Here is a 23720-nt window from a genome sequence, read left to right on the forward strand (position 1 = left end):
AGGTCGGGGGCGAAGTGATGGTGAGCGGAAGGCCCTAGTAGTTGCCGTGAGCCTGCCAGTACGACCAAGCGCCGCACGGGCTGCCGAACTTGTTGTTCATGTAGCTCAGGCCCCACTTGATCTGCGTGGCCGGGTTGGTCTGCCAGTCGGCGCCCGCGGAGGCCATCTTGTTGCCGGGCAGCGCCTGCATGAGTCCGTACGCGCCGGAGGAGGGGTTGGTCGCCTTGTAGTTCCAGGTGCTCTCGTTGTTCACGATGTTGCTGAAGCACTGGAACTGGTCGGACGGCACGATCTGCTGGGCGAGCGCCTTGATCTCGGAGATGGAGTAGGAGCTCTGGGCGGAGAGGTCGGCGAGACCGTCGTGGCCGCCGGAGCGACTGGTCTCCTTCTCCTTCTCCTCGTGCTCCTTCTTCGCCTTCTCCTCAGCTTCCTTCTTCGCCTTCTCGTCCGCGGCGTCCTTCTTGGCCTGCGCGTCCTTGGCCGCCTGCTTGCGGGCGGCCTCTTCGACGGACTTCTTGGCGTCGGAGGACGCGGCCGCGGACTGGGTGTCCGCCTGCTGCGTCAGCGAAGCGGTCTGCGCCTGGACGCTCTGACCGGTGGGGATGTCCGCGAGGATCGTCGAATCGGCGGCGGTGGCCTCGACCGAGTCGGCCGTGCCCTGTTCGCTGCCCGAGGCGACACCGACGACGGCGCCGACTGTGGTGACCGCGGTGGCGGACGCCACGGCGAATCCCCGGACCGAAATCCGGCTCACACGGTTTCCTTCCAGCATCGCCCGCATAGGTGACCGTGCGGACGCAATCGTGCCCCTGACGCTGGCCTCCGATTGGTCCCGGTCCCCGACGAGCGGTGGGGTCGGCTGGTCACAGGAGGCGCTGGCCCGGTGGGCCCTCCGGGGAAGGAGGTCCGCGTGGTGCTCGGGCGGCATACGGCGACGCTGTTCAGTTCTTGTGGTGTGACACCGCTGGGGGTGTTCGTGTGCCGTATGCGGGGCCTGACAGGACTGAGACTCTGCCGGAACTCAACGCTCCTAGGCAATTCCCGGTTGCGTGGGAAAGCTCACACCCCGTTTGCCGAGTCTGTTTCACGGAAAGGGCAGCGCAGCACGACGCCGCGCGGCTAAGCTCCTGCGCTTCGCCGCGCGGCGTCGTGGGGTGCGAACTCCGTCAGATCCGCCCGTCCTCCAGCATTTCGGTCACGAGCGCCGCGATCGGCGAACGCTCCGAGCGGTTCAGCGTGATGTGCGCGAAGAGCGGGTGGCCCTTGAGCTTCTCGACGACCGCGACCACGCCGTCGTACCGGCCGACCCGCAGATTGTCCCGCTGCGCCACGTCATGGGTCAGCACGACGCGCGAGTTGGCGCCGATCCGCGACAGAACGGTCAGCAGGACGTTCCGCTCCAGGGACTGCGCCTCGTCGACGATCACGAAGGCGTCGTGCAGCGAGCGGCCCCGGATGTGGGTGAGCGGCAGCACCTCCAACATGCCGCGCCCCACCACCTCTTCGATCACATCGGCGGTGGTCACCGCCGAGAGCGTGTCGAAGACGGCCTGGGCCCAGGGGCTCATCTTCTCCGACTCGCTGCCCGGCAGATAGCCCAGCTCCTGGCCGCCGACCGCGTACAAGGGGCGGAAGACCATCACCTTGCGGTGCTGCTGCCGCTCCAGCACGGCCTCCAGGCCGGCGCAGAGCGCCAGCGCGGACTTTCCCGTGCCCGCGCGGCCGCCCATGGAGACGATGCCGACGTCGGGGTCGAGCAGCAGATCGAGCGCGATGCGCTGCTCGGCGCTGCGGCCGTGGATGCCGAACGCCTCCCGGTCGCCCCGCACCAGCCGGACCGAGCCGTCCGCCGCGACCCGCCCGAGCGCCTTGCCGCGCTCGGACTGGAGCACCAGTCCGGTGTGCACGGGCAGTTCGGCCGCTTCCGGCACGTCCGCGCTCTCGGCGGCGAACAGCTCGTCGACCTGCTCGGCGGTGACGGCCAGCTCGGTCATCCCCGTCCAGCCGGAGTCGGTGATCGCCAGCTCGGCGCGGTACTCCTCCGCGAGCAGGCCGACGGAGGACGCCTTGATGCGCAGCGGCAGGTCCTTGGAGACGACGGTGACGTCGTGCCCCTCGGCCTGGAGGTTGCGCGCGACCGCCAGGATGCGCGAGTCGTTGTCGCCGAGCCGGAAGCCCGCCGGAAGAACGCCCGGGTCGGAGTGGTTGAGCTCGACCCGGAGCGTCCCGCCCAACTCGCCGATCGGAATCGGCGCGTCGAGCCGCCCGAACTGCACCCGGTAGCCGTCCAGCAGGCGCAGCGCCTGCCGGGCGAAGTAGCCGAGCTCGGGGTGGTGCCGCTTGGCCTCCAGCTCGGTGACCACCACGACCGGCAGCACGACCTCGTGCTCGTCGAAGCGGGACATCGAGCCTGGGTCGGCCAGCAGGACGCTGGTGTCGAGGACATAGGTGCGCCGGTCGTGCTCACGGCGCTTCTTGCTGGTCACCACGGGTGGACGAACCCCCTCGGGAGAGGTCGGGGTGCGACGTCGTCGCGCGGGAATGGACCGGGTCCTGGCCCTACGAGGGCCGGACGCCGGCCCTCCGCGTCGTCCGTACGATCCGCACGGTCGTCCGTGTGCAAAGGGCCTCCCGGGCGGGCGGCCCCATGCCGCCCGCTGGCAGTTCGACGATCTTGGACAGACCGTCGACCTGACAGGGATATTCCCTCTAACGTGCGCGCCCATGCAACGGCATATGCGACGAGCAGGTGAACGATTCGATCACCGCGCTGGCCGCTTCGCGCGGAGCCGGTACGCCGTAGTCCGTACGGCGGGGGTCCGTACGCCCGGACGGGTCGTTCCGCGTGTCGGTCGCGCGCGGGCGCCGCGGCGCGCCGGCGGGCGGCCGTCAGCCGCCGTAGCGGCGGTGGCGCGCCGCGTAGTCGCGCAGCGCGCGCAGGAAGTCGACCTTCCTGAAGGCGGGCCAGAAGACCTCGCAGAAGTAGTACTCGGAGTGCGCGCTCTGCCAGAGCATGAAGCCGGACAGCCGCTGCTCGCCGCTGGTGCGGATCACCAGGTCGGGGTCGGGCTGGCCGCGCGTGTAGAGGTGCTTGGAGATGTGCTCGACGTCGACGATCTCGGCGAGCTCCTCGAACGAGCTGCCGCGCTCGGCCGCCTCCAGGATCAGCGAGCGCACCGCGTCCGCGATCTCCTGCCGTCCGCCGTAGCCGACGGCGACATTGACGAGTATGCCCTTTTTGTCGTGGGTCGCCTGCTCGGCTTCCTTGAGCACGGTCTGGGTGCGGTCGGGCAGCAGGTCGAGGGTGCCCACGTGGTGGACGCGCCAGCGGCCGTCGGCGGCCAGGCCGCGCACGGTGTTCTCGATGATGCCCAGCAGCGGGCGCAGTTCGTCCTCGGTCCGGTCGAGGTTGTCCGTGGACAGCAGCCAGAGCGTGACGACCTCGACGTCGGTCTCGGCGCACCAGCCCAGCAGTTCCTTGATCTTCTCGGCGCCCGCCTGGTGGCCCTGCTCGGTCGTGCGGCCGTCGGCCCGCGCCCAGCGGCGGTTGCCGTCGAGGATCACACCGATGTGCTTGGGCACCTGGGCGTGGTCGAGGCGGTTTTCCACCCGGCGGGCGTAGAGCCCGTACACCAGGTCACGCAAGTTCACGTTTTTTAGCCCCTCCGTGCATGGCAATCGCCCCGAGGGCGCAACCCTACTGCCCGCACACGGCCCTCACCCAACCCGCCCTGTCACAACTCCGTGATAGGCAGATCCACATGAACGACCCCCTGTACTACCGCGCGGCCGAGGAACGCTACGACTCCATGGAGTACCGGCGTACGGGCCGCAGCGGCCTCAAGCTCCCCGCGATCTCCCTCGGGCTGTGGCACAACTTCGGCGACGACCGCGCCCTGGAGTCGCAGCGCGCGATCCTGCGCCGCGCCTTCGATCTGGGCGTGACCCACTTCGACCTGGCGAACAACTACGGCCCGCCCGCGGGCTCGGCGGAACTGAACTTCGGCAAGCTGTTCGCGCAGGACTTCCGCGCCTACCGCGACGAGCTCGTCCTGTCCACCAAGGCCGGCTACCAGATGCACCCCGGCCCGTACGGCGAGTGGGGCTCCCGCAAGTACTTGCTGTCCTCGCTCGACGCTTCGCTCCAGCGAATGGGCGTCGACTACGTGGACATCTTCTATTCGCACCGCTTCGACCCCCAGACGCCGCTGGAGGAGACGATGGGCGCGCTCGCGTCCGCCGTCCAGCAGGGCAAGGCGCTCTACGCGGGCGTCTCCTCGTACAACTCCGAGCAGACCCGCGAGGCGGCGCGGCTGCTGCGCGAGATGGGCGTGCCGGCCCTGATCCACCAGCCCTCCTACTCCATGATCAACCGGTGGACGGAGGACGACGCGCTCCTCGACACGCTGGAGGCGGAGGGCATGGGCTGCATCTCCTTCGCGCCGCTGGCGCAGGGGATGCTGACCGACAAGTACCTGGACGGCATCCCGGCCGACTCGCGCGCCGCGCAGGGCAAGTCGCTGGACCCGGAGCTGCTCACCGACGAGGTCGTACGGCGGCTGCGCGGGCTGAACGAGATCGCGCGGCGGCGCGGCCAGTCGCTGGCGCAGCTCGCCCTGAACTGGGTGCTGCGCGACGAGCGGATGACGTCGGCGCTGATCGGCGCGTCCAGCGTGCGGCAGCTGGAGGCGAACGTGGCGGCGCTGGGCGCGCCGGAGCTGACCGCGGAGGACCTGGCGGAGATCGACTCCTATGCGGTGAGCACCGAAGGGGTCAACATCTGGGCGCGGCGCTCGTAGCGCGGCAGCCGCGCGGCGGCGGTCGTGCGGCGGCAGTCATGCGGCACCGGTCGTGCAGCGCCGGTCGTGAAAAAGGCCCCTCTATAAGAGACCTCGTGCGAGTCCTCTTTTATAGGGGGCCGACCGAGCCCCTGTAGGGGCCCATAAAAAGCGGGCCGGTCCGTGGGGGGGGTTACGGACCGGCCCGAGGGGGGGTTTCCACCATAACCGCTCGGAGGGCGTGCTCTGTGCATCGGCGCGGGTGACGGCGCGTGTCGCGCTGACGGACCGACCTGCGGTGGATCTTCGCCGGGCGCTTCGCCGGGACGGGTCCATCACCCGCCCGCCCCGCCGCCGAAGGGCGTACGCCGTGGCATGGGCCCGCGCGGCGCCCCCCTTCAGCCGTCCCACCCGAGAGCGTCCCCCATCGTCATCATCGACTTGGCGTCACACGTGCGACAGCTGGTGGCTCGTCTCCCTGACGCGGGCCCGCCTCTCCCAGGGCAGGAGATTCCAGGCAGGACCGCGCGATGCACTTCCAGCAGTCGCGTGTGAGCAGTGCGTAAGCGACTGTAGGGCACATACGCCCGTACGAACTACCTTATGCGGCAATTCGTTTACTCCGTGCCGAATTCAGTCTCAAACGGGACATCCGAGGCGTTCATGCGTTCGGCGTTCGCCCCACCGGCCCCTTACGCCCCTCGTTCCCCATTCCGCTGCCGTCCGCCGCGCGCTGTTCCCCGTCCGCTGTTCCCCGTCCGCCGTCCCCGTCCGCCGCCTGGTCACGCCGCCGCCCCGCCCATCAGCAACCCCAGCCACGCTCCGGCGATCATGTACGGGCCCAGGGCCATCGTCGTGCCGCGCCGGCCGCGCCCCGACGCCAGCAGCCACACCCCGTACACCGACCCCAGCAGCAGCCCGAGGAAGGCGCCCGCGAACAGCACGCCCCAGCCGTACCAGCCCAGCGCGCACCCCAGCCCGACGGCCAGCTTCACGTCCCCGAAGCCCATGCCGCTCGGATTGGCCAGGAACAGCACGAAGTACCCGGCGGCCAGCGCCACGCCGCCCAGCAGCGCTCCCGTCCACGACCCGGCGGCGCCGGGGACCAGCGCGGCCAGGCCGAGCAGCGCCGCGAGCCCGGCGGCCAGCGGGAGCGTGAGCACGTCCGGCAGCCGCCGCACCGCCCGGTCGACCCCGGCCAGCACCACCCCGACCGGGGCGGCGAGCAGCCACACCGCCAGCTCGGGCCGCGCCCCCACCGCGGCGGCCGGCGCCGCGCACACCACGGCGGTGACCACGGCCCACGGCCATGGGCCCGGTCCGTACGCCCGTGAGCCCGCCGGACATCCCCGGCACTCGGCGCGCCCCGCCCAGCCGGCTATCGGGTGCCCGCGGGGGCACGCCGAACGCCACGGCCTGCCGGGCTCCACGGACAGCCGGTACAGGGGGCGCGGCAGGAGCGTCCCCGCGGCGGCGCCGTAGAGCGGGGCGAGGATCAGCAGCAGCGCGTACACGCCCCGAGCCTACGGACCCGGCGCGCGGCGTGGCCGTCTGATAGAACGAACGCCATGGCCCGCTGGCAGGACGGCAGATCCCAACTCCACCTTCCCGACGTAGCGGTGCCGTTGGAGATCGCCGCCTCGTACCGCGCCCGCACCCGCGGACTCCTCGGCCGCGACGGCATCGGGGGCGCGCTGCTCCTCACCCCCGCCACGAGCGTGCACACCTTCCGCATGCGGTTCCCCATCGACGTCGCCTACCTCGACCGGGACTTGACCGTCCTGGCCGTACGCACCATGCGCCCCGGACGTCTCGGCGTGCCCCGCCCGCGCTCGCGCCACGTCCTGGAGGCGGAGGCGGGGGCGATGGCGCGCTGGGGGCTGCACGCGGGGGTGCGGGTGGCGATTCGCGCGTAACTGCTGCGAATCGGCGCGCCCTCCCCTTCCGAACCGCGGACTACTGCCGGGCCGCCGCCCGGCGGCGCGCCACGACCCGCCAGCCGCCGATCCAGACCAGCAGCGCGGATCCGGTGCCGACGCCCGCGTACCCGACGGCCCGCATCCCCGCTCCCGCGCCGCCCTGGCCGTCGGCGTCCGCCGACTGCTGTCCCGCGCCGGTCCCGGAGGTGGCGCCGGCGCCCGCGCCGGGCGTCGGCCTCGGCTTGTCCTCCTTGGTGACGTCGATCCGGAGCGTGACGGGCACCGCGCCCGAACCGCCCTCCGCGACCTTCGGGTTGACGCTGACCTGGAGGTAGTACGAGCCGGCGAACCGCATCGCCTTGGCGGACTCGGCGAGCGCGGTGCCGGAGGCGTTACCGGGCTCGGCGGGGACGGTGTCGAGGGAGAGGGCGGCGGGCCTGCCCTGGTACCCGACGGTCTTGTTGGCCACATAGCCGCGCTCGGTGTTGTTCAGCCCCATCCGCACGCCGTTGATCACGTACGCCTTGCCCGCCGGCGCCGCCGATTTCGCCGATCCCGCGGCTCCGGGCCCCGCCGTCGGTCCGAACTCCGCGTCGGCGTAGATCCGCTGACCCCAGCCGACGGGCACCCGGTAGAAGCGCGTCTCGCCGGGGCGGACGACGTCCGTCCACACTCCGGTGGACGCGGTGGGGGCGTCGTTGAACCCGGTGCCGCCGGAGATGCCGCGGGCGGCGCCGGAGGGGGAGCCTTCCGAGGGGGCGGTGGGGCCGGGCCCGGTCGGCGTCGCGGGCTGCCGCTGCTTCCGAGGGGGTACGGAGGCGTACTTGAGCTCGACGGGCATCGGCGCCGCGTCCCCGCCCACCGCCTCCCCGCGCTGGACGACGAAGTGGTACGTCCCCGCCGTCTGGCAGGCGCCGCCCGGCTTGATCACGCGGTCCGCGTAGTCGCCGACGGGGTACGCCCCGCCCGTCGTCAGGAAGGAGCGGTGGCGGCTGATGCCGCACTGCATGCCGTCGGCGGTCTGGAGCGAGACGTCGATGCCGTCCCGTACGCCCATCGTGGTGCCGGGGCGGGGCACGGCGACGGCCGATATGTACGCGTTGGAGACGGCGTCCAGGTCGACGCTGTAGTACTTCTTCTCGCCCGGCTTGATGCTGTCCTTGTACGTATGCGCACCGGGCAGCAGCCGCGGGCTGGCGTCACCCGCCGCCGAACCCCGGACAGGCGCGGCATTCCGGGCCATCCGGTACGAGGGCGGCGCCCCGCCCTCGGCATCGACGGCGTCGGCGGCTCCGGCGGGCCCGGCGGCGAGCCCGAGGCTCGTCACCACTGTCCCCACCATCACCAACGCCCTCTTACGGCCCTTCATTTCCCGCCTCCCTCGCCCATACCCCTCGGTAGCCCCATCCTGCCCGCCGACCGGGGCGCCGGACACCCCGACTTGGCCGCTTCGCACGGTGTTCCACCGGTTTCTGAGCCGCGCGGCCGGAGTTATCCACAGGGGTCGCGGAGGCCGCGAAGGTGCGCTGTCCTTGAGCAATGACGGCGGACAACGACACCCTGCACGATCTGGCGATGGCTCAGGGCGGCATCCTCTTCTCCTCCCAGGCCGCCGCCTTCGGCCTCAACTCCTCGCGCACCGCGCGCATGCTGCGCCGGGCGGGCTGGACCGCGATGTACCGGGGCGCGTGGGCGGCGCCCGGAAAGGACATCGACCTGCGGCTGCGGCTCCGGGCCATCCAGTTGCAGCGCCCCCGGCTGACCGCCAGCCACCGCACGGCCGCCGCCGCCCACCGCATCGAGGTGGGGCGCGGCCCCCACCCCATAGAGCTGACGGACTCCTCGGGCACGGCGTCGGTCACGGTCTACGGCATGCGGGTGCACCGCCTTCCGCTGGCCGAGGAGGAGATCACGGATGTGGACGGCATCCGGGTCACCACGGTCGTACGGACCACCTGCGACCTGCTCCGTACGCTCCCCTGCCACGCGGCGGTCATCGCGGCCGACTCGGTGTTCGCCAGGGGGATGGCCGACCTCCGCCAGGTGGCCGAAGCCCTCGCCGCGGGCCCACGCCGGGCCCGCACCGGCACGGCCCGGCAGGCTCTGGCCCTGGCCGACCCGTCCTCGGGCTCACCGGCCGAGTCCACGGCGCGCCTGGAGATGCACGAGGCCGGGCTGCGCCCCGACTCCCAGGCCGAGGTGGTAACGGCGCAGGGACGCACCCGGCGGGTGGACTTCCTCTTCCGCGAACAGGGCCTGGCCGTGGAGATCGAGGGCTTCGCCTGGCACGGCTCCAGAGCCGCCCACCAGGAGGACACCATCCGCTTCAACGAACTCACGTCATCCCCGCAGATCCGCCAACTCCTGCGCTTCACCCGCGACGACGTCCTCTACCGCCCCCGCCTCTTCATCCGCACCGTGCAGAGCTCCCTCTCCCACCTGGAGCGGAGCCGACCCGGATGACGCGCCCCCCGGCCATGGTCGGCGTTAGCAGCCGCCGAGGCCCGAATCCATGAGCATCCGTACTCATGCGAGTAGGGATGCCGCCTGTCCTGAACCCTGACGCGAACTGCCAAAGTTGACTGCCCATCACCAACACGAACACTGCTCCGCAGAAGACAAGTTGACGGAAAGGCGAGGTGGCACTGTGAGCGACAAGCTGGGTATCCCTCCGCACGACCTGCGGGCGAGCGCCGGAGCCGCCGGCCGCATTGCCCGGGACCTGGAGCCGCGCGTGAAGAAGGCGGTGAACAGGAGCAAGGACGCGGCGGCCTCCCTGAAGGGCTGGACCTTCGGCACAGCGTTGGAGACGAGCGCCGAGGAATGGGAAACGGCCCTGGGCGCCATGCGCAAACGCATCGCCAGGAGCGAGGACCTGCTGAGGGATATCGCGGACATGCACACGTGGAACGATCACGACATCTACACGGCGTTCTCGGGGGACCTGAAGCGATGAGCACTCCCTACCAGCGCCTGCTCAAGCTCGACGTCTCCGATCTGGAGGCGGCCGCCTCGGCCTGGGGATCCCTGGCGAGAAAGCTCGAAACCGCGCACAAGGACCACCGCAGACATGTCACCGGCCCCCTGTCCACATGGGAAGGGGATAGCGCCAAAGCCGGAAAGCCGGTCCTGGAACAGCTCCAGGGACAGCTGGAGGCGGCGCACGTGGACGCGATCCTGATCGTCACGGTCCTGGACACCACGCGCGTGGCGATGAAGCAGGCGCAGACGGACCTGAAGAACGCCATCAGGAGCGCGGAGCAGGACGACTACGTCATCGACGACACCACAGGTCAGGTCTCGCTGCCCAAGTGGCTGATCGACGCCCGCCACGACCCCGACCAGGCCGCGGTGCTGCCCGAGTACACCAAGGCCATGACGGGCCACCAGGACAAGATCAACCAGGCGATCAAGGACGCGAAGAAGGCCAGCGACAAAGGAGAGAAGGCGATCGGGGAGGTCCGGGCGCAGTTGCTGGACGAGGATGACGCCCTCGGCCAGACCGCGGTGGAGGCCCGCGACGTGACCAAGGACCTGGGGATCGGACCGTACGGCATTCCGGACGGCAAGGACGTCAAAGAAAACGCCGAATGGTGGAAACACCTCAGCCATGACGAGCAGCAGATGTACATCGCGATGTACCCGAAGCAGATCGGCGGCTTGGACGGCTTGCCGGCGGTGGCCCGCGACGATGCCAATCGGCTGCTGCTGGACCAGTACCTCAACCCGGCGCCGCCGGAACACCCCATCAACCCCGATGTCTTCAACAAACAGCAGGACGGGCTCCGAGCCCTGAAGAAGAAACTCGACGCCGCCGACGGGGCTCCGAAAGGGAAGGAGCTCTACCTGCTGAAGGTCCGGCCCGAGGACGACGGCCGGGCCATCGTCGCTATGGGCAACCCCGACACCGCCGACAACACCGCGGTACTGGTTCCGGGCGTCAACTCGGACCTTGAGGGGACGGGCGGCGAGATAGACCGGATCGATGCGCTGCAGGGCGCGGCCATGAGGAGCGCACCCGGCGATTCAACTGCTGTGATCTCTTGGCTCGACTATGACCCGCCCAACGAGAAGGTACCCGACCTCGACTTGGATATCGGGGTCATTTCTCAGGACCGTGCCAAGGAAGGCGGGGAGACTCTGCGGCATTTCACGGAAGGCACGCGGGCAGCGCAAGGCAGCCATCACGGCAATCTCACCGTTATAGGGCATAGCTATGGGTCCACGACCGTGGGAGCAGGGGCGGCAGGAGGTCACGGGCTGGGTGCTGACAACATCGTTGCGGTCGGCAGTCCCGGAATGACGGTGGAACACGCCAAGGACCTGAACATCGACCCCAAGCATGTCTTCATCGGCTCAGCCAAGGATGACCCGATCATCAACAACTTCGCCGGCACGGCTCTGGGCGCCGACACGCGGAACCAAACATTCGGAGCGCAAAACTTCAAGGTGGACACCAGCGGGCACAGTGGCTACTGGGGCTACATAGACAACATTCCCAGCGAAAGCTTGACCAACCAGGGGCGGATCATCACCGGATACCCGCCGTCGACTGTACCGGCCAGGAACCCGGACCATTACTCCGGTGGTATACCCAATCCTTTCCCGAACGTTCCACAGGGAATCAAATAATGCACGGCATTCGCCATTACGCTCGCTACCAACTGAAGACCCTGTCCACGGTGCTCGCAGCAACCATCGCGATGACGACGCTTGGGGGATGCATGTCCGACGAAAAGAAAGAAGCGGCCAAAAACGCCCCGCTCCCGAGAATGAGTCATGAGGGCGCACAGACCTGGGCCCGGAACTTCACCGAACGCCTGGCCAAAAGCATAGGAGAGCCCGTCGGCCCTCGCACACCCGATGCCAGATTCTTGAAGTGCGGGGGCAAGAACGGCGAGACTGCCACGGACGACAGGTTCATACTGATGTACAGCGCCTGGGTCAAGATCCCCGCCGAGCGCCATAACGAAGCCGCCCGGAAACTCCGCAAGATTCTCGTGGACGAGGGCTACACCATCACAACCGAGCGCTCGTACAAAGCCCCTAAGCAGAGCATGATCCTCGAGGCCCGGCCGAAGAAGGGTGGCTTCTTCATCGCGATTCAGTCTGCGGCAGTGAAGGGAGAATTCCCGGAGATCACCCTCGGCGTCGATTCTCCCTGCATGATCCCGCCAGGGGCGACGCAGAGTCATCAGTGACCCGCAGGTCACCCGTCAGCTCTTCGAGCGGGGGAAGCTGACCTCTACGCGGCGGTTCTTCTTGCGGCCGTCTTCGGTGGAGTTGTCGGCGATGGGGTACGCCTCGCCGTAGCCGCGGATCTGGTAGGAGACGGAGGACGAGCCCAGGTCCTGGGCGAGTTGGCGCTGGACCGCGTCGGCGCGCTGTTTGGACAGGACGAGGCCGTGGGCGGCGGAGCCGAGGTTGTCGGTGAAGCCGAAGACGCGGAGGCTGGTGGCCTTCTGCTTCTTGATCTCGTCGGCGATGGTCCGGATACGGGCATTGGCCTCGCCGCTGAGCCTGGCGCTGTCCTTCGCGAAGAGGACTTCGGCCTGAAGGGCGAAGGTGACGTTGACGTTGGTGTCCTCACGGCGCTCGTCGCCGTTGTCGGTCTCCACGACCGACTTGATGTCGAGCACCCGGCCGGGCGCGAGCTCGGCCCCGGCGCGCATCTTCAGGCCCGGGTCGTTCGCGTCGATCTTCACCGGCGGCTTGGAGTCGGCCGGCACGCCGGGTCCGCTGTCGGCCCGTGCGGCGGGGGGCGGGGGTGCGTTGACGGCCAGGAGCGTGGCCGTCAGGGCGGCGGCGAGGAGCGTGCCGTGGCGGGTGACCCGGAGTGTGGTCATGGGGACGCTCATCCGGAGATTTTGATGGTGACGGTGGGCATGGAGGGGAGTTGGAAGTCGACTTGCGTGACGCTTTGCGGCGGGGCCGGGAATTGGGCGAAAATGGGGCGGCTTTCATTGGGCTTGATGCCGTACAGCCCTGTTGAGCACAGGCATTCGCCGTCCGTGTCCCGCAGGATCAGGTACCGCTTTTTCCCCGCGGCGTCCACGAGGGAGGCGCCCGAGATCGACGACTGCGATCTCATCTCCGTCTCCTTGGAGCGCCATGCGAAGGCGTTGAACACCTTGCTGCCCCGATTCGTCACCGTGCCGTTCACCGTGACGAATCCGCCGTCGTCGCGGACGGCCGAGTTGAGGGTCACCACCATGCCGTCCGCCCCTTTCATCTCGCCGATGGCCGCGGTCGACTGGGCCACTGGTTTGTTGTCCCCGTCGCCCTGCGGGGCAGCGGACTCCTTGGACGAGTCCTTGTCCGACGTCGACCCGCCGCTGTCACCGCCACAGCCGGTCACAGCGATGGCCATGGTGGCCGTGAGCGCCACCGCGGCCGCGCTCCTTAGGGCCTTCGTCGTGTGCCGATTGCTCATGAGGGGCTTTCCTTCGCTCGTCGGTCGACCGTCAGTCGGCGAGGCGGACGGTGAACAGATCCTGGGCTCGGGGAAGGGGGTCGGGCTTCTCCGGGTCGATGGACACCGGGCGGCCCTCGCAGATGAGTTCGATGAGCGGGCCCTTGCCCTTGCCCTTGCCCTTGTCGTCGGCCCCGCTGTCGCCGTCCCGGCCCCCCGCGTCGTGCCCCGGAATGTCAGAAGCCAGGGCACAGCGGGGTTCGACGACGGCCTTCGCCCGGCCGTACGCCTTCTGGTTCTCCGTGCCGGGCACGACCGACCGGCCCACGGACCCGAGGGACGTGACCTTGACCGTGAATGCCGTGGACGTGAATGCCGTGGACGTGAAGTCCGGGAACGGGTCGCACGCGTCGACCTCGGCGTCGTTCTTCGCGGCGAAGGCCCCCGCCGCGTCGCACGCCAGGAATCGGTCGGCTCCCCTGCCGCTCAGCCAGTCGGCACGGGCCTTTTCGTCGCCGATCTCTTTGAGGAATCCGTCGAGGAGTTGGTCCCGGTAGTCCTGGGCGGCGGCGAGAGCGGACGCGTCCGCCGCTGTCTGCGCGCCGTTCTTCTTGGCCCCGGCCTGGCCCACGGCGAAGAAGGCCAGGGCGATGAAGAGGATGCCGACCACGGCGGTGATGTAGATGGGGAATGCCTGTCCGGCGTCGCCCCTGGCCCAGCGTGCTGGGCGCGTTCCCGTCAGATGCCGGTGACCTGGGAGATCTTGTTCGAGATGGCGCCGGCGATCATGCCGCCGAAGTCCGTAGTCGTCAGGACCAGGATGATCGCCACCACCACCGCGATGATCCCCAGGTACTCGATCGACGTCTGGCCCCGGTCGGACCTCCAGGCCGCTCCCCGTACGCCCCGTACGCCCCGCACCTCGCGGATCATCCGCGGTCCCCCGGCTCCCCGGTTCGCCCGTGCTCCCCGGATCGTCCGGACTCCCCAGAAGCGCTTGCCCATCGTGTTCCCCTCCATGGCCGGGCCGCCTCGGCCGGTCCGGCGAGTCGGTCCGCGTGGTGTGCGTCCTCGTCGTGCCGCTCGTGACACGAGAAAAGTACGCCGAAACACCAGGCGCGGAACAGTGCACCCGGCACCATTCCCTGCCCAGTTCCGGGAGTTGAAACACCACAGATCCCATGCGTTTCTTACGCATCTCGCGGCTCATCGGTCTCACCCCCGCTCAGCCACGCCCGGGGAGGGGTTCTCGGGCCACGACTGTCCCACATGGGGTTGCAGACGCGAAGGTGCTTGGCGCAAGTCGGCCGAGTTCGCACGGTCGCCGTGGGAAGGCGGTCGCGGTGGCGGATGCAGCGGCATATGGCGTCCTCTCGGCAGGTGCGGCGGTCAATCCCCCGTGATGGAGCCGAAATCCATGCCCGAGCCCAGGAAAAAACCCGCCACGAGCAGGATCATCGTGCCGGGGACCATGAAGGTCGTGATGACCACCGTGGCCCTCGGCACGGCCCGTGCCGCCCGTCTGCGGGCCAGCTGGGCGTCGGTGCGGCGCATGTCGCCGGAGATGCTGATGAGCGTCTCCACGATCGGCGAACCCAGGTCCTCGCCCTGCTGGAGGGCGGTGACGAACTGGGCCACCTGTTCGGAGTCATTGCGTTTGCGTAGCTCTTCGAAAGCCTGGCGGCGGCTCACTCCGAGATCCATCTGGCGCAGTGTGATCCGCAATTCATCGGCCCATGGGCCCTCGTATTTCTCGGACACCCGGTCGAGAGCTTGGCGGAAACTCAGCCCCGCGCTCACCACCACCGCCAGTACGTCCAGAAAGTCGGGCAGCGTCCGTTCGATAGCGTCCCGCCGCTCGCGCACCGCCGCCCAGATTCCGACCTCGATCCAGAAGAGTCCGAAGGCGGTCAGCAGCAGGGCCAGGAGCAGCCGCCCCTGGGCGAGCATGACGAGCGCGCCGCCGAAGCCCAGCCCGCCGTAGACCGCGCGCCGGGCCGCGTACCGGTCGACGGTCAGGCCGCCCGGGTTGCCCGCCCGGTCGATGCGCCGCCTGACCCGCTCGACCCGCTTCTCCCCCATGAGCCGCAGCACGAACGGCGCGTACCGCATGCCGAGGCGGTCCACGGCGGAGCCGACCGCCGTCGTACGGGTCGCGCCGACCTCCAGCGCGAGGGCGAGGTCGGCGGGGAGCTTCGCCTCGCTGCGGTACAGGGCGATGCCGTAACAGATGCCCGCGACGGCCGCGCCGATGACCAGGGCCAGCAGGAGTTCCATGGTGGTCGCCGCCCCCTCAGACGTCGATCTTCGACATGCGGCGGATGAGGAAGAAGCCGAGCCCGTACAGGGCGAAGGCGGCCACGACCGCCGCCTTGCCCAGGAACGTCGCCGTCATCCGGTCGATCGAGCCGGGCGCGATCCGGTCCATCAGCAGCAGCGTGCAGATGCCCATCAGCGGTACGACATACGCCGTCACCGTCACCTGAGAAAGCTGCGTACGGACCTCACGCCGCGTCTCCTTGCGCTCCTCCAGCGTCTGCGTGAGGTTGCGCAGCGAGCTGACGACGGCGCCGCCCGCACGGTTGGACAGCACGAGCGTCGTGACCAGGACGACCAGTTCGCGGGAGGGCAGCCGCTCGGTAAGTTCGCCCAGCGCGTCGTCGATGGAGTGCCCGATCGCCAGCTTGTCGGAGACCTCGGCCAGTTCCTCGGCGGCCGGGGCCTCCATCTCGTCGGCGGCCATGCCGAGCGCCGTGCGCAGCGCCAGCCCGGCCTGGGTGGCGTTGGCGAGGATGCGGGAGAGCTCGGGGAGCTGGCCGATGAACTTCTCGATGCGCTTGCGCCGCTGCCAGCCGAGGTAGGCGAAGGCCGACCAGACGGCGACGGCCGCCGCCAGCGGCCCGAAGAACGGCGCGAGCGCCCCGGCCGCCACCAGCCACAGCCCGATCGCCGCCCCCGCCGTGTACACCGTGAACTCGGCGGGCGTCACGTCCATTCCGGTCGAGGCGAGGCGCCGGGCCAGCCGCCGGCCCGCGCGGGTGGCGCGCAGCCGGCGGTCGAAGGCCGCGAAGTGGCGTGCCCGGCCAGCCGGGGGCGGGGCCGGGGACTCGGTGAGGCGGTCGATGAGCGCGCGGCGCTGGGCCTTTCCGGCCGCGTACGCCTGCACGCCCGCGACGGCCAGCACGCAGCACACCAGCGTGGCGCCGACCGTCAGCTGTGCGAGATTGCCGAGATCGTCCATGGTCTGCTACCTCTGCCCTGCCTCTCCTGTGTCGGACTGCCGCGCCTGCCGGGTGTACAGCTCCGCCGGGAACGCGGCGACGCCGAAGCCGGGCGGCACGGGCTCGTTCGCCAGCCGCAGCCGCTCCGCCACCCGTTCGGGGAGCGGGAAGTGGCCGAACCGGCCCCGTACGACCCGGTCCGCGCCCAGCGGCTCGGCGTCGAAGCGGCAGACGGTCGCGATGCGGAAGTCCTCGTGTCCGTGCGAGTCGAGGATGGCGATCTCGCCGACGCGCCGCGATCCGTCGGCGGCGCGGGTGAGCTGGACGACGCAGTCGACGGCGCTGTTGATCTGGTCCTGGAGCGCCTCGTACGGGATCTTCACCTCGGACATGGACGCCAGCGTCTGGAGCCGCATCAGCGCGTCCTCGGCGCTGTTGGCGTGCACGGTGGCGAGCGAGCCGTCGTGGCCGGTGGACATGGCCTGGAGCATGTCGAGGGTCTCGCCGCCGCGCACCTCGCCGACGATGATGCGGTCGGGGCGCATGCGCAGCGAGTTGCGTACGAGGTCGCGGATGGTGATGCGGCCGTTGCCCTCGACGTTGGGCGGGCGCGATTCGAGGCGGATGACGTGCGCCTGCTGGAGCTGGAGTTCGGCGGCGTCCTCGACGGTGATGATGCGCTCGCCCTCGGGGATGAGGCCGGAGAGCGCGTTCAGCAGGGTCGTCTTGCCGGAGCCCGTCGGGCCGGAGACCACCACGTTGAACTTGGCCCGTACGAGCGCGGCGAGCAGCGCCAGCATCGTCGCGTCCAGCGTGCCCATGCCGATCAGCTCGTGCAGCGTGTACGCGCGCGGGAAGCGCCGGATGGTGAGCGTGGCGCCGTTCAGGGCCAGCGGCGGGATGATGACGTTGACCCGCTCGCCGGACGGCAGCCGCGCGTCGACCATCGGATTCGACTCGTCCACCCGGCGGTTGACGGTGGAGACGATGCGCTCGATGGTCTGCATCAGCTGCTCGTGCGAGGCGAACCGTACGGGCACCGGCTCGACCCGCCCCGACCGCTCGACGTAGATCTGATCGGGGCCGTTGACCATGATCTCGGTGATGGAGGGGTCTTCGAGGAGCGGTTCGAGTACGCCGAGGCCGAGCGCCTCGTCGACGACGCGCCGGATCAGCCGGTCCCGCTCGGCGGTGGACAGGACCGGGCCCTCGCGGCTGATGATGTGGCCCAGTACGCGCTCCAGGCGGCTGCGGCGCTCGGCCGCCGCCAGCGACGACATCTCGGCGAGGTCGATCTCCTCCAGGAGCTTCGCGCGGTAGACGGGGACGAGGTGGCCCGACTCCCGGCCGTCCGGCGGGCTTTCGGGGGCGACGATCCGCGACCGTAGGCTCATGGGGTGCTCCTGGGGTCCGCGGGGCAGGGCATGGTGGCGGTGCGGGTGGCCGCGCCGAAGTCGAAGGGGAGGACGGCGGGGATCTCGACGGTGGCGCTGCCGGTGGTCTGCCCGCCGCCGTCGCACGGCGCCGCGCCGACGTCGGTGCGGCCCGCCAGCCAGCCGCTCACGGCGGCCTTGCCCGCGCCCTCCGGCGACATCCGGGAGTCGTCGAGCGTGGCCGTACGGGCGGCGGCCCGCGCCGCGCTCCCGGCCTGCTGCGCGGCGAACGCGGCCAGGCCCAGCTGGATGGCGGCCAGCCCGATGACGAGCAGGAGCGGCAGGAACCCGAGGAATTCGATGGCGGCGGACCCGCGATCACGGACACGGTCGCGATCACGGACGCGGGCGCGGTCACCGTCGCGATCACGGTCGCGATCACGCACGCGATCACCGTCGCGGTAACGACGAGCCCGGCTGCTCCCGCGGTACGAGCCGTCGTACGAGCCGTCGTACGAGCCGTCGTACGAGCCCCCGCCCCCCTCACCCCTCGCCATACCGCGGCTCCTCCCTGGGCGCCGCCGCCGAGCCCCGTACCGGCCACGGCCAGTCGAGTACGCCCGGGAAGAGGACCGGGACCTTCAGGTCCACCGACGCCTGCGCCAGGTCGCCGGACGGGCCGCAGTCGACCGTCCCCGCGGACCACGCGCCCGGCAGGTCCTGGTGGGCTGCGCCCGCGCAGGCCGCCGCGCCTCCCGTGGCGCCCGCGCGCGCCCCCTTGTCCGCGGCGTTTCCGGCGAGCGAGTACGTATAGCCGACCAGGACGCACTGCCAGACGACGACCAGCACCACCAGGATCAGCGGGAGCACGCCCACGAACTCCACGGCGACCTGCCCCCGGTCGCCGCCGAGGCGTTTGCGGAACTTACCCGTCCCGGTGGGCACGGGAGCGAGCTGGTCCGCGCCCGTGCCCCCGCCGCTGCCGCCGCCTCCTATGGCGCGCCGCCGCCGCAGCCCGGCGGCGATGGACGGGCGCTCGGCGGAGCGGTCGGCGTGGCTGCCGCCGCGCGCCGCGCGCCCGCCGCCGTCCGGCGCCTCGATCAGGCCCAGTTCGCCCGCGAGCGCCCACAGCGCCCGCTTGACCGCCGACTTGGCGTCCAGGTCCTGCATCCGGCCGGAGTCGACGGCGGGCTGCAGTTCCTTGTAGCCGGCGGGGATGGCGGTGCGGGCGGTGCGGGTGCCGGTGGTACGGGCGACCAGCGGCGGCTGGATCTCGGCGCCGCGGGTGTGGCGGTTGACGACCGTGGTGGTGTCCTCGGCCTTGCGGATCTGGAGCCGGTCCCAGAGCCGCACCATGCGCTTGGCGGCCCGTACGGACACCACGTCCGGCGTGGTGACGAGGAGCGCGAGGTCGGCGGATTCGACGGCGGCGGCGCCCGCGGCGGTGATCTGGGTGCCGCAGTCGATGACGACGAGTTCGTAGCGGGCGCGCAGGGCGCCGATGATCTGCCGGGAGGCGAGGTCGCCGACCTCCTCGCCGCGCTCCCCCTCCCCCGGCGCGAGGAGCAGGGCGAGCCCCGTGGGGTGCGGGAAGACGGCGTCCTGGAGCACGCGCGGCGAGATGTCGCTGATGCCGGCCAGGTCGGCGATGGAGCGGCGGAACTGGACGTCCAGGTAGGAGGCGATGTCGCCGGACTGGAGGTCCATGTCGACGAGCGCCACGCTGCGGCCGGCCGAGTGGGCGGCGAGCGCGAGCTGTACGGCCGTGACGGTGGTGCCCACGCCGCCCTTCGCGCCGATCACCGCGACGAGGCGCCCGCCGGGTCCGGCGGGCGCGCCCTCGGGGCCGCCGCCGAGATGGCGGCGGACGCCCGTGGCCCAGTGCGCGGCGGCCTGGACGCGGGTGCCGAGCTCGTCGTACGAGAGGGGGAGCGCGACGATGCCGCGCGCGCCGGAGTCCATGGCGGCGGAGTAGAGGGCGGGCCCGGCGTCGGCGGTGACGAGGACGACGCCGACGGCCGGGAAGCGCAGGGCGACGTCGCGGATGACCTCCAGGGCGGGGGCGGGCCCGAGCCGTTCGTGGACCAGGACGACTTCGGGCAGCTCCTCGACGGCGACGGCGGCGAGCGCCGCCAGGGCGTCGAGGAGGCGGGTGGAGTCGCCGGCCGGCTCCATGGGTTCGACGCCGGGGAGCTGGCCGAGCGTCCCGCCGACGGCGCGGGCGACGTCCGGGTCGCCGACGGCCGCGAGGATTCTGATCGTCACCGTGTCCCCTGCCTCTACTTGTCGCCGTCGAGGGTGTAGGTGCGGTCGCCCGGACTGATCGTGTCGTCGCCGCCGGGGGCGACGAGGGCGAGGCGGACGTGGGAGGCGAAGGACTCCGCGTACGCGACGCGCTGGGCGTCCTTGGTGTCGAGGGCGAAGGTGATGGGGACCGCCTCCCCGGCGCGCCGGGTGGTGGAGTTGGAGCCGTGGTCGGCGTCGGGGTCGAGCGCCGTGAGCTTGCCGACGGCGATGACCTGCGCGCCGCTGACGATGATCTTGGATTCGGGCTTGGTGCCCTGCTCCTTGCCGTCGAAGGTCGCGTAGATGTTGACCTTGTCGGCGGGGTTGATCTTCCCGGCCACGCCGGTCGCCGCGTCGATCATGATGGCGATCTCCTGCTGGCCGGGGCGGAGCGCGGGCCGCGAGACGATCATGTCGTCCTGGAGCAGCGACCCCTTGCGCAGCGGGGTGACGGCGATCTTGCCGTGCAGGTCGGCGAGGTCGGTGACGGCGGTGGCCGGAAGCCAGCGCTTGGGCATCGAGATCCGCTCGAACTGGCCGGCGTCCAGCGCCTTGTAGGCGGGCACGTCCGATTTCAGCCGGTACGCCGTGGTCTCCGGGCCCACCTTGGACTCCACGTCGTGGAGGACCGAGAAGACCCCGACGAACGCGCCGACGGCACACAGGACCGACAGGACCAGCAGGATGACTCCGCGGCGCTGGCGTGAATTCATGGGACGGGCAACCTCGTTCGGGGACGTCGGCCGGCGGATCGCCGCCGGCTCGCGGGTCGGCGGCCTACCGGCTGGTCAGGGCGGCTCGTACGGACGGGGCGAGGGCGGCGGCGCGCGCGCCGGGCTGCTCGGCGCGCTCCACGGCGGCGGAGCAGAACGCGCAGCGGTCACCGATCAGTTCGAGGTCGCACCAGCGGCACTCCTCTCTGCGCACGGACGCCACCAGCTGGTAGAGCACGGTCGCGTCCGGGATGGCGGCGGCGAACTCGACGGCCTTGCGCGTGCCCCACCAGCGCGCGGACTCGGCGGGCAGCGCGGTCTCCTGGACGGCCTGTACGCGCCAGGCGGGCGCGAGGACGTCCGTGACCCAGTCCTCGTGGCCGGGGCGGCGCGGCCGGCCGCGCGCGACGGCGAGGGCGGTGGCGAAGCCGGGGCCGTCCGGCGGCTCCGCGCCGCCGACCGGGACGAGCCTCGGCTCGGGCCCGGCGAGCACGGCGAACCGGGTGCCCGGCAGCCAGGACTTGACGTGCGGGCCGAGCCCGACCTCGACCCGGTCGAGCCCGGCGACGCTGTCCAGCTGCGCGCCCGCGTGGATGTAGTGGGCGAGGAGGCGGGCGGCGCAGGCGAGGACGCCGGGGCTCAGATCGGACACCGACAGCTGGCGTAACTGGCGCGCGAGGACGGCGACAGCGAGCGGCGGCAGCGCGATCGGCAGGAGCGCCATCCGGTCGCTTTCGAGCACGGAGCGGACCGTGTGCAGGCGGCGCGCGTACGGGCCGGGGAGCGCGTCCGGGTAGAGCGCGACGACGTAGCCGCAGCGGTCGAGGAGGGCGGCGGTCTGCGCGACGGCCTCGTCCAGGGGCTGGGCGTCCGGGGGCCGCAGCACCGCGGCGGCCGGGGCCTGCCCGTCGGGCGGCACGAGCACCAGGTCGGGGCTGGTGACTGCAATCGCGGTGGGCACGTCGGCTTCCCCGTTCACTCCGGCCGCCGGTGCCCCGGTGACCGCAGATGGACTCTCCTCGCTACTGCCCTTGGCTGGTGCATCAGCACTTTATCCACGAATGCGGCGCGAGAGAACAGCCCGCCGGAGTTCTCGCAAACCCTTGACTGACCCAATGGTCTGGACCATCTTTACGCCCAAGCGGTGGCCACCGTCCCTGGAGCTCCTCCTTCAACACCCTTCCCACCGGAGGCAGTCGTGGACCGTACACGCCGCACCGAAGACCCCCGATTCAGACACAGAACGGGACGCAACCCCTTGCGTTCCCCGCGCCCCTCGCGCCCCTCGCGCCACCCGCATTCCCGGCGTCCGCTGCGCGCCCTCACCGCGCTCGCCGCCGCCGTGCTCGCCGCGACCGGCCTCACCGTCGTCGGCGACGGCGGGGCCGAGGCGGCCACCGCTCCGCACGCCGCGACCGCCCCGCACAGCGGCACAGCCGCCGCCAACCTCGCCAAGAACCCCGGCTTCGAGTCCGGCCTCGACAACTGGACCTGCTCGGGGGGCAGCGGCACGGCCGTCACCAGCCCCGTACACGGCGGTACGGGCGCCCTCAAGGCCACGCCCGCCGGGGCCGACAACGCCAAGTGCTCGCAGACCGTGAGCGTGCAGCCGAACTCCTCGTACACGCTGAGCACCTGGGTCCAGGGTTCGTACATCTACCTCGGCGCGAGCGGCACCGGCACCACGGACGTCTCGACGTGGACCTCCTCCGCCTCCTCCTGGCAGCGGCTGAGCACCAGCTTCAAGACCGGCGCCGCCACGAAGACGGTGACCATCTACACCCACGGCTGGTACGGGCAGCCCGCCTACTTCGCCGACGACTTCACCCTCGACGGGCCGGGCGGCGGCGATCCGGGCGAGCCGGTGCCGGGCGCCCCCGGCGGCCTCGCCACGGGCGCGGTCACCTCGTCCTCCGTGGCCCTCTCCTGGAACCCGGTGACCGGCGCGAGCGGCTACAACGTCTACCAGGACGGCACGAAGGTCCAGTCCGCGAGCGGGACCTCGGCCGTGGTGACGGGGCTGACCCCGGCCACCTCGTACCAGTTCCAGGTGACCGCGACCAACACCGCCGGCGAGTCGCCGAAGTCCGCGGCGGTCTCGGCCACCACCAAGGAGGGCGGCCCCGGCCCCTCCGTGCCCAAGCACGCCGTGACGGGCTACTGGCAGAACTTCAACAACGGCGCCACCGTCCAGAAGATCAGCGATGTGCAGAGCCAGTACGACATCATCGCGGTCGCCTTCGCGGACGCCACCACCACGCCGGGCGCGGTCGAGTTCCGCCTCGACCCCGCGCTGAACTACAGCGAGGCCCAGTTCAAGGCCGACATCGCCGCCAAGCAGGCGGCCGGCAAGTCCGTCATCCTCTCCGTCGGCGGCGAGAAGGGCACGGTCTCCGTCAACGACGCGAACTCCGCGAACAACTTCGCGAACAGCCTGTACGCGGCCATGCAGAAGTACGGCTTCAACGGCGTCGACATCGATCTGGAGAACGGGCTCAACCCCACGTACATGACGCAGGCGCTGCGCTCCCTGTCGGCGAAGGCCGGGCCGCAGCTCGTCATCACCATGGCCCCGCAGACCATCGACATGCAGTCAACAGGGGGCGGTTATTTCAAGACAGCCCTGAACATCAAGGACATCCTGACCGTCGTCAACATGCAGTACTACAACAGCGGCGCGATGAACGGCTGCGACGGCAAGGTGTACGGGCAGGGGACCGTGGACTTCCTCACCGCCCTGGCCTGCATCCAGCTCGAAGGCGGGCTCGCCCCCTCCCAGGTGGGCCTGGGGCTGCCGGCCTCCACTCGGGGCGCGGGCAGCGGCTACGTCCCGCCGTCCGTCGTCAACAACGCCCTCGACTGCCTGGCCAAGGGCACGGGCTGCGGCTCCTTCAAGCCCGCGAAGACCTATCCGGGCATCCGGGGCGCGATGACCTGGTCGACCAACTGGGACGCGAGCAACGGCAACGCGTGGTCCAACGCGGTCGGTCCGCACGTGCACGGACTGCCGTAGCCACG

23 protein-coding genes are annotated in these 23720 nt (G+C 70.8%); 7 read left to right on the top strand and 16 right to left on the bottom strand.

Annotated elements, in window-relative coordinates; genetic code table 11:
- Positions 1-34: 34 nt before the first annotated feature.
- The 3 genes from AB0I49_RS33895 to AB0I49_RS33905 all read right to left on the bottom strand — a co-directional run bounded on the left by AB0I49_RS33895 (position 35) and on the right by AB0I49_RS33905 (position 3651).
- Positions 35-772: a transglycosylase SLT domain-containing protein gene (locus AB0I49_RS33895; RefSeq protein WP_363231032.1), complete on the bottom strand. Its 738-nt coding sequence runs from the start codon at positions 770-772 to the stop codon at positions 35-37.
- 394 nt (positions 773-1166) lie between these two features.
- Entirely contained in the window at positions 1167-2489 is a 1323-nt protein-coding gene (locus tag AB0I49_RS33900; protein WP_363231033.1) for a PhoH family protein, read from the bottom strand.
- A 400-nt stretch (positions 2490-2889) separates the two neighbouring features.
- Complete coding sequence (locus AB0I49_RS33905) at positions 2890-3651, bottom strand: isoprenyl transferase (protein ID WP_363231034.1); 762 nt, start codon at positions 3649-3651, stop codon at positions 2890-2892.
- A gap of 110 nt (positions 3652-3761) precedes the next feature.
- Between AB0I49_RS33905 and mgrA the strand changes: the two genes are divergently transcribed.
- Positions 3762-4799 carry an L-glyceraldehyde 3-phosphate reductase gene (gene mgrA, locus AB0I49_RS33910; protein WP_363231035.1) on the top strand — a complete coding sequence of 346 codons (1038 nt, stop codon included), beginning with the start codon at positions 3762-3764 and terminating at the stop codon, positions 4797-4799.
- Positions 4800-5560: 761 nt separating this feature from the next.
- Here the strand turns inward: mgrA and AB0I49_RS33915 are convergent.
- Positions 5561-6292, bottom strand: a complete 732-nt coding sequence (locus AB0I49_RS33915) for an A24 family peptidase (protein ID WP_363231036.1) — start codon at positions 6290-6292, stop codon at positions 5561-5563.
- A 54-nt stretch (positions 6293-6346) separates the two neighbouring features.
- Between AB0I49_RS33915 and AB0I49_RS33920 the strand changes: the two genes are divergently transcribed.
- Positions 6347-6694: a DUF192 domain-containing protein gene (locus tag AB0I49_RS33920; RefSeq protein ID WP_363231037.1), complete on the top strand. Its 348-nt coding sequence runs from the start codon at positions 6347-6349 to the stop codon at positions 6692-6694.
- 40 nt (positions 6695-6734) lie between these two features.
- Here the strand turns inward: AB0I49_RS33920 and AB0I49_RS33925 are convergent, their stop codons facing one another.
- Complete coding sequence (locus AB0I49_RS33925; RefSeq protein WP_363231038.1) at positions 6735-8066, bottom strand: hypothetical protein; 1332 nt, start codon at positions 8064-8066, stop codon at positions 6735-6737.
- A gap of 170 nt (positions 8067-8236) precedes the next feature.
- Between AB0I49_RS33925 and AB0I49_RS33930 the strand changes: the two genes are divergently transcribed.
- From AB0I49_RS33930 to AB0I49_RS33945, 4 genes are all read left to right on the top strand, one after another.
- The gene (locus tag AB0I49_RS33930) at positions 8237-9160 is read left to right on the top strand and encodes a hypothetical protein (protein WP_363231039.1); all 924 of its coding nucleotides are present in this window, start codon (positions 8237-8239) and stop codon (positions 9158-9160) included.
- A 184-nt stretch (positions 9161-9344) separates the two neighbouring features.
- On the top strand, positions 9345-9653 hold the full coding sequence (locus AB0I49_RS33935; protein ID WP_363231040.1) for a hypothetical protein: 309 nt from the start codon (positions 9345-9347) through the stop codon (positions 9651-9653).
- The gene (locus AB0I49_RS33940) at positions 9650-11329 is read left to right on the top strand and encodes an alpha/beta hydrolase (RefSeq protein WP_363231041.1); all 1680 of its coding nucleotides are present in this window, start codon (positions 9650-9652) and stop codon (positions 11327-11329) included. Before AB0I49_RS33935 ends, AB0I49_RS33940 begins: the two co-directional genes overlap by 4 nt.
- A gap of 50 nt (positions 11330-11379) precedes the next feature.
- Positions 11380-11898: a hypothetical protein gene (locus AB0I49_RS33945; protein ID WP_363231042.1), complete on the top strand. Its 519-nt coding sequence runs from the start codon at positions 11380-11382 to the stop codon at positions 11896-11898.
- 15 nt (positions 11899-11913) lie between these two features.
- Here the strand turns inward: AB0I49_RS33945 and AB0I49_RS33950 are convergent, their stop codons facing one another.
- The 11 genes from AB0I49_RS33950 to AB0I49_RS34000 all read right to left on the bottom strand — a co-directional run bounded on the left by AB0I49_RS33950 (position 11914) and on the right by AB0I49_RS34000 (position 21663).
- Positions 11914-12543 carry an OmpA family protein gene (locus tag AB0I49_RS33950; protein ID WP_363231043.1) on the bottom strand — a complete coding sequence of 210 codons (630 nt, stop codon included), beginning with the start codon at positions 12541-12543 and terminating at the stop codon, positions 11914-11916.
- Positions 12544-12551: 8 nt separating this feature from the next.
- Positions 12552-13130, bottom strand: a complete 579-nt coding sequence (locus AB0I49_RS33955; RefSeq protein ID WP_363231044.1) for a hypothetical protein — start codon at positions 13128-13130, stop codon at positions 12552-12554.
- A 31-nt stretch (positions 13131-13161) separates the two neighbouring features.
- On the bottom strand, positions 13162-13851 hold the full coding sequence (locus tag AB0I49_RS33960; RefSeq protein WP_363231075.1) for a pilus assembly protein TadG-related protein: 690 nt from the start codon (positions 13849-13851) through the stop codon (positions 13162-13164).
- Positions 13848-14042, bottom strand: a complete 195-nt coding sequence (locus AB0I49_RS33965; protein WP_363231076.1) for a hypothetical protein — start codon at positions 14040-14042, stop codon at positions 13848-13850. Before AB0I49_RS33965 ends, AB0I49_RS33960 begins: the two co-directional genes overlap by 4 nt.
- A gap of 456 nt (positions 14043-14498) precedes the next feature.
- Positions 14499-15386 carry a DUF5936 domain-containing protein gene (locus tag AB0I49_RS33970; RefSeq protein ID WP_363231045.1) on the bottom strand — a complete coding sequence of 296 codons (888 nt, stop codon included), beginning with the start codon at positions 15384-15386 and terminating at the stop codon, positions 14499-14501.
- A 16-nt stretch (positions 15387-15402) separates the two neighbouring features.
- Positions 15403-16350, bottom strand: a complete 948-nt coding sequence (locus tag AB0I49_RS33975) for a type II secretion system F family protein (RefSeq protein ID WP_363231046.1) — start codon at positions 16348-16350, stop codon at positions 15403-15405.
- 6 nt (positions 16351-16356) lie between these two features.
- A complete protein-coding gene (locus tag AB0I49_RS33980; RefSeq protein ID WP_363231047.1) occupies positions 16357-17724 on the bottom strand; it encodes a CpaF family protein in 1368 nt (455 codons plus the stop codon).
- Positions 17721-18260: a TadE/TadG family type IV pilus assembly protein gene (locus tag AB0I49_RS33985; RefSeq protein ID WP_363231048.1), complete on the bottom strand. Its 540-nt coding sequence runs from the start codon at positions 18258-18260 to the stop codon at positions 17721-17723. Before AB0I49_RS33985 ends, AB0I49_RS33980 begins: the two co-directional genes overlap by 4 nt.
- Complete coding sequence (locus tag AB0I49_RS33990; protein WP_363231049.1) at positions 18247-19968, bottom strand: AAA family ATPase; 1722 nt, start codon at positions 19966-19968, stop codon at positions 18247-18249. Before AB0I49_RS33990 ends, AB0I49_RS33985 begins: the two co-directional genes overlap by 14 nt.
- A gap of 14 nt (positions 19969-19982) precedes the next feature.
- Positions 19983-20702 (bottom strand): Flp pilus assembly protein CpaB, encoded by a 720-nt coding sequence (cpaB, locus tag AB0I49_RS33995; RefSeq protein WP_363231050.1) that lies wholly within the window; start codon positions 20700-20702, stop codon positions 19983-19985.
- A gap of 64 nt (positions 20703-20766) precedes the next feature.
- Entirely contained in the window at positions 20767-21663 is an 897-nt protein-coding gene (locus AB0I49_RS34000; protein ID WP_363231051.1) for a hypothetical protein, read from the bottom strand.
- A gap of 297 nt (positions 21664-21960) precedes the next feature.
- Here AB0I49_RS34000 and AB0I49_RS34005 point away from each other — a divergent pair, with 297 nt between their 5' ends.
- The gene (locus AB0I49_RS34005; RefSeq protein ID WP_363231052.1) at positions 21961-23715 is read left to right on the top strand and encodes a glycoside hydrolase family 18 protein; all 1755 of its coding nucleotides are present in this window, start codon (positions 21961-21963) and stop codon (positions 23713-23715) included.
- The last annotated feature ends 5 nt before the right edge of the window (positions 23716-23720 follow it).

This window comes from Streptomyces sp. NPDC050617, from assembly GCF_040654795.1.
Taxonomy (GTDB): domain Bacteria; phylum Actinomycetota; class Actinomycetes; order Streptomycetales; family Streptomycetaceae; genus Streptomyces.

Bases quoted from the DNA above. Each gene is read 5' to 3' on its own strand.
- AB0I49_RS33895 (WP_363231032.1), bottom strand. From the start codon at position 772: ATGCTGGAAGGAAACCGTGTGAGCCGGATTTCGGTCCGGGGATTCGCC.
- mgrA (WP_363231035.1), top strand. From the start codon at position 3,762: ATGAACGACCCCCTGTACTACCGCGCGGCCGAGGAACGCTACGACTCC.
- AB0I49_RS33920 (WP_363231037.1), top strand. From the start codon at position 6,347: ATGGCCCGCTGGCAGGACGGCAGATCCCAACTCCACCTTCCCGACGTA.
- AB0I49_RS33925 (WP_363231038.1), bottom strand. From the start codon at position 8,066: ATGAAGGGCCGTAAGAGGGCGTTGGTGATGGTGGGGACAGTGGTGACG.
- AB0I49_RS33930 (WP_363231039.1), top strand. From the start codon at position 8,237: ATGACGGCGGACAACGACACCCTGCACGATCTGGCGATGGCTCAGGGC.
- AB0I49_RS33940 (WP_363231041.1), top strand. From the start codon at position 9,650: ATGAGCACTCCCTACCAGCGCCTGCTCAAGCTCGACGTCTCCGATCTG.
- AB0I49_RS33950 (WP_363231043.1), bottom strand. From the start codon at position 12,543: ATGACCACACTCCGGGTCACCCGCCACGGCACGCTCCTCGCCGCCGCC.
- AB0I49_RS33955 (WP_363231044.1), bottom strand. From the start codon at position 13,130: ATGAGCAATCGGCACACGACGAAGGCCCTAAGGAGCGCGGCCGCGGTG.
- AB0I49_RS33965 (WP_363231076.1), bottom strand. From the start codon at position 14,042: ATGATCCGCGAGGTGCGGGGCGTACGGGGCGTACGGGGAGCGGCCTGG.
- AB0I49_RS33970 (WP_363231045.1), bottom strand. From the start codon at position 15,386: ATGGAACTCCTGCTGGCCCTGGTCATCGGCGCGGCCGTCGCGGGCATC.
- AB0I49_RS33975 (WP_363231046.1), bottom strand. From the start codon at position 16,350: ATGGACGATCTCGGCAATCTCGCACAGCTGACGGTCGGCGCCACGCTG.
- AB0I49_RS33980 (WP_363231047.1), bottom strand. From the start codon at position 17,724: ATGAGCCTACGGTCGCGGATCGTCGCCCCCGAAAGCCCGCCGGACGGC.
- AB0I49_RS33985 (WP_363231048.1), bottom strand. From the start codon at position 18,260: ATGGCGAGGGGTGAGGGGGGCGGGGGCTCGTACGACGGCTCGTACGAC.
- cpaB (WP_363231050.1), bottom strand. From the start codon at position 20,702: ATGAATTCACGCCAGCGCCGCGGAGTCATCCTGCTGGTCCTGTCGGTC.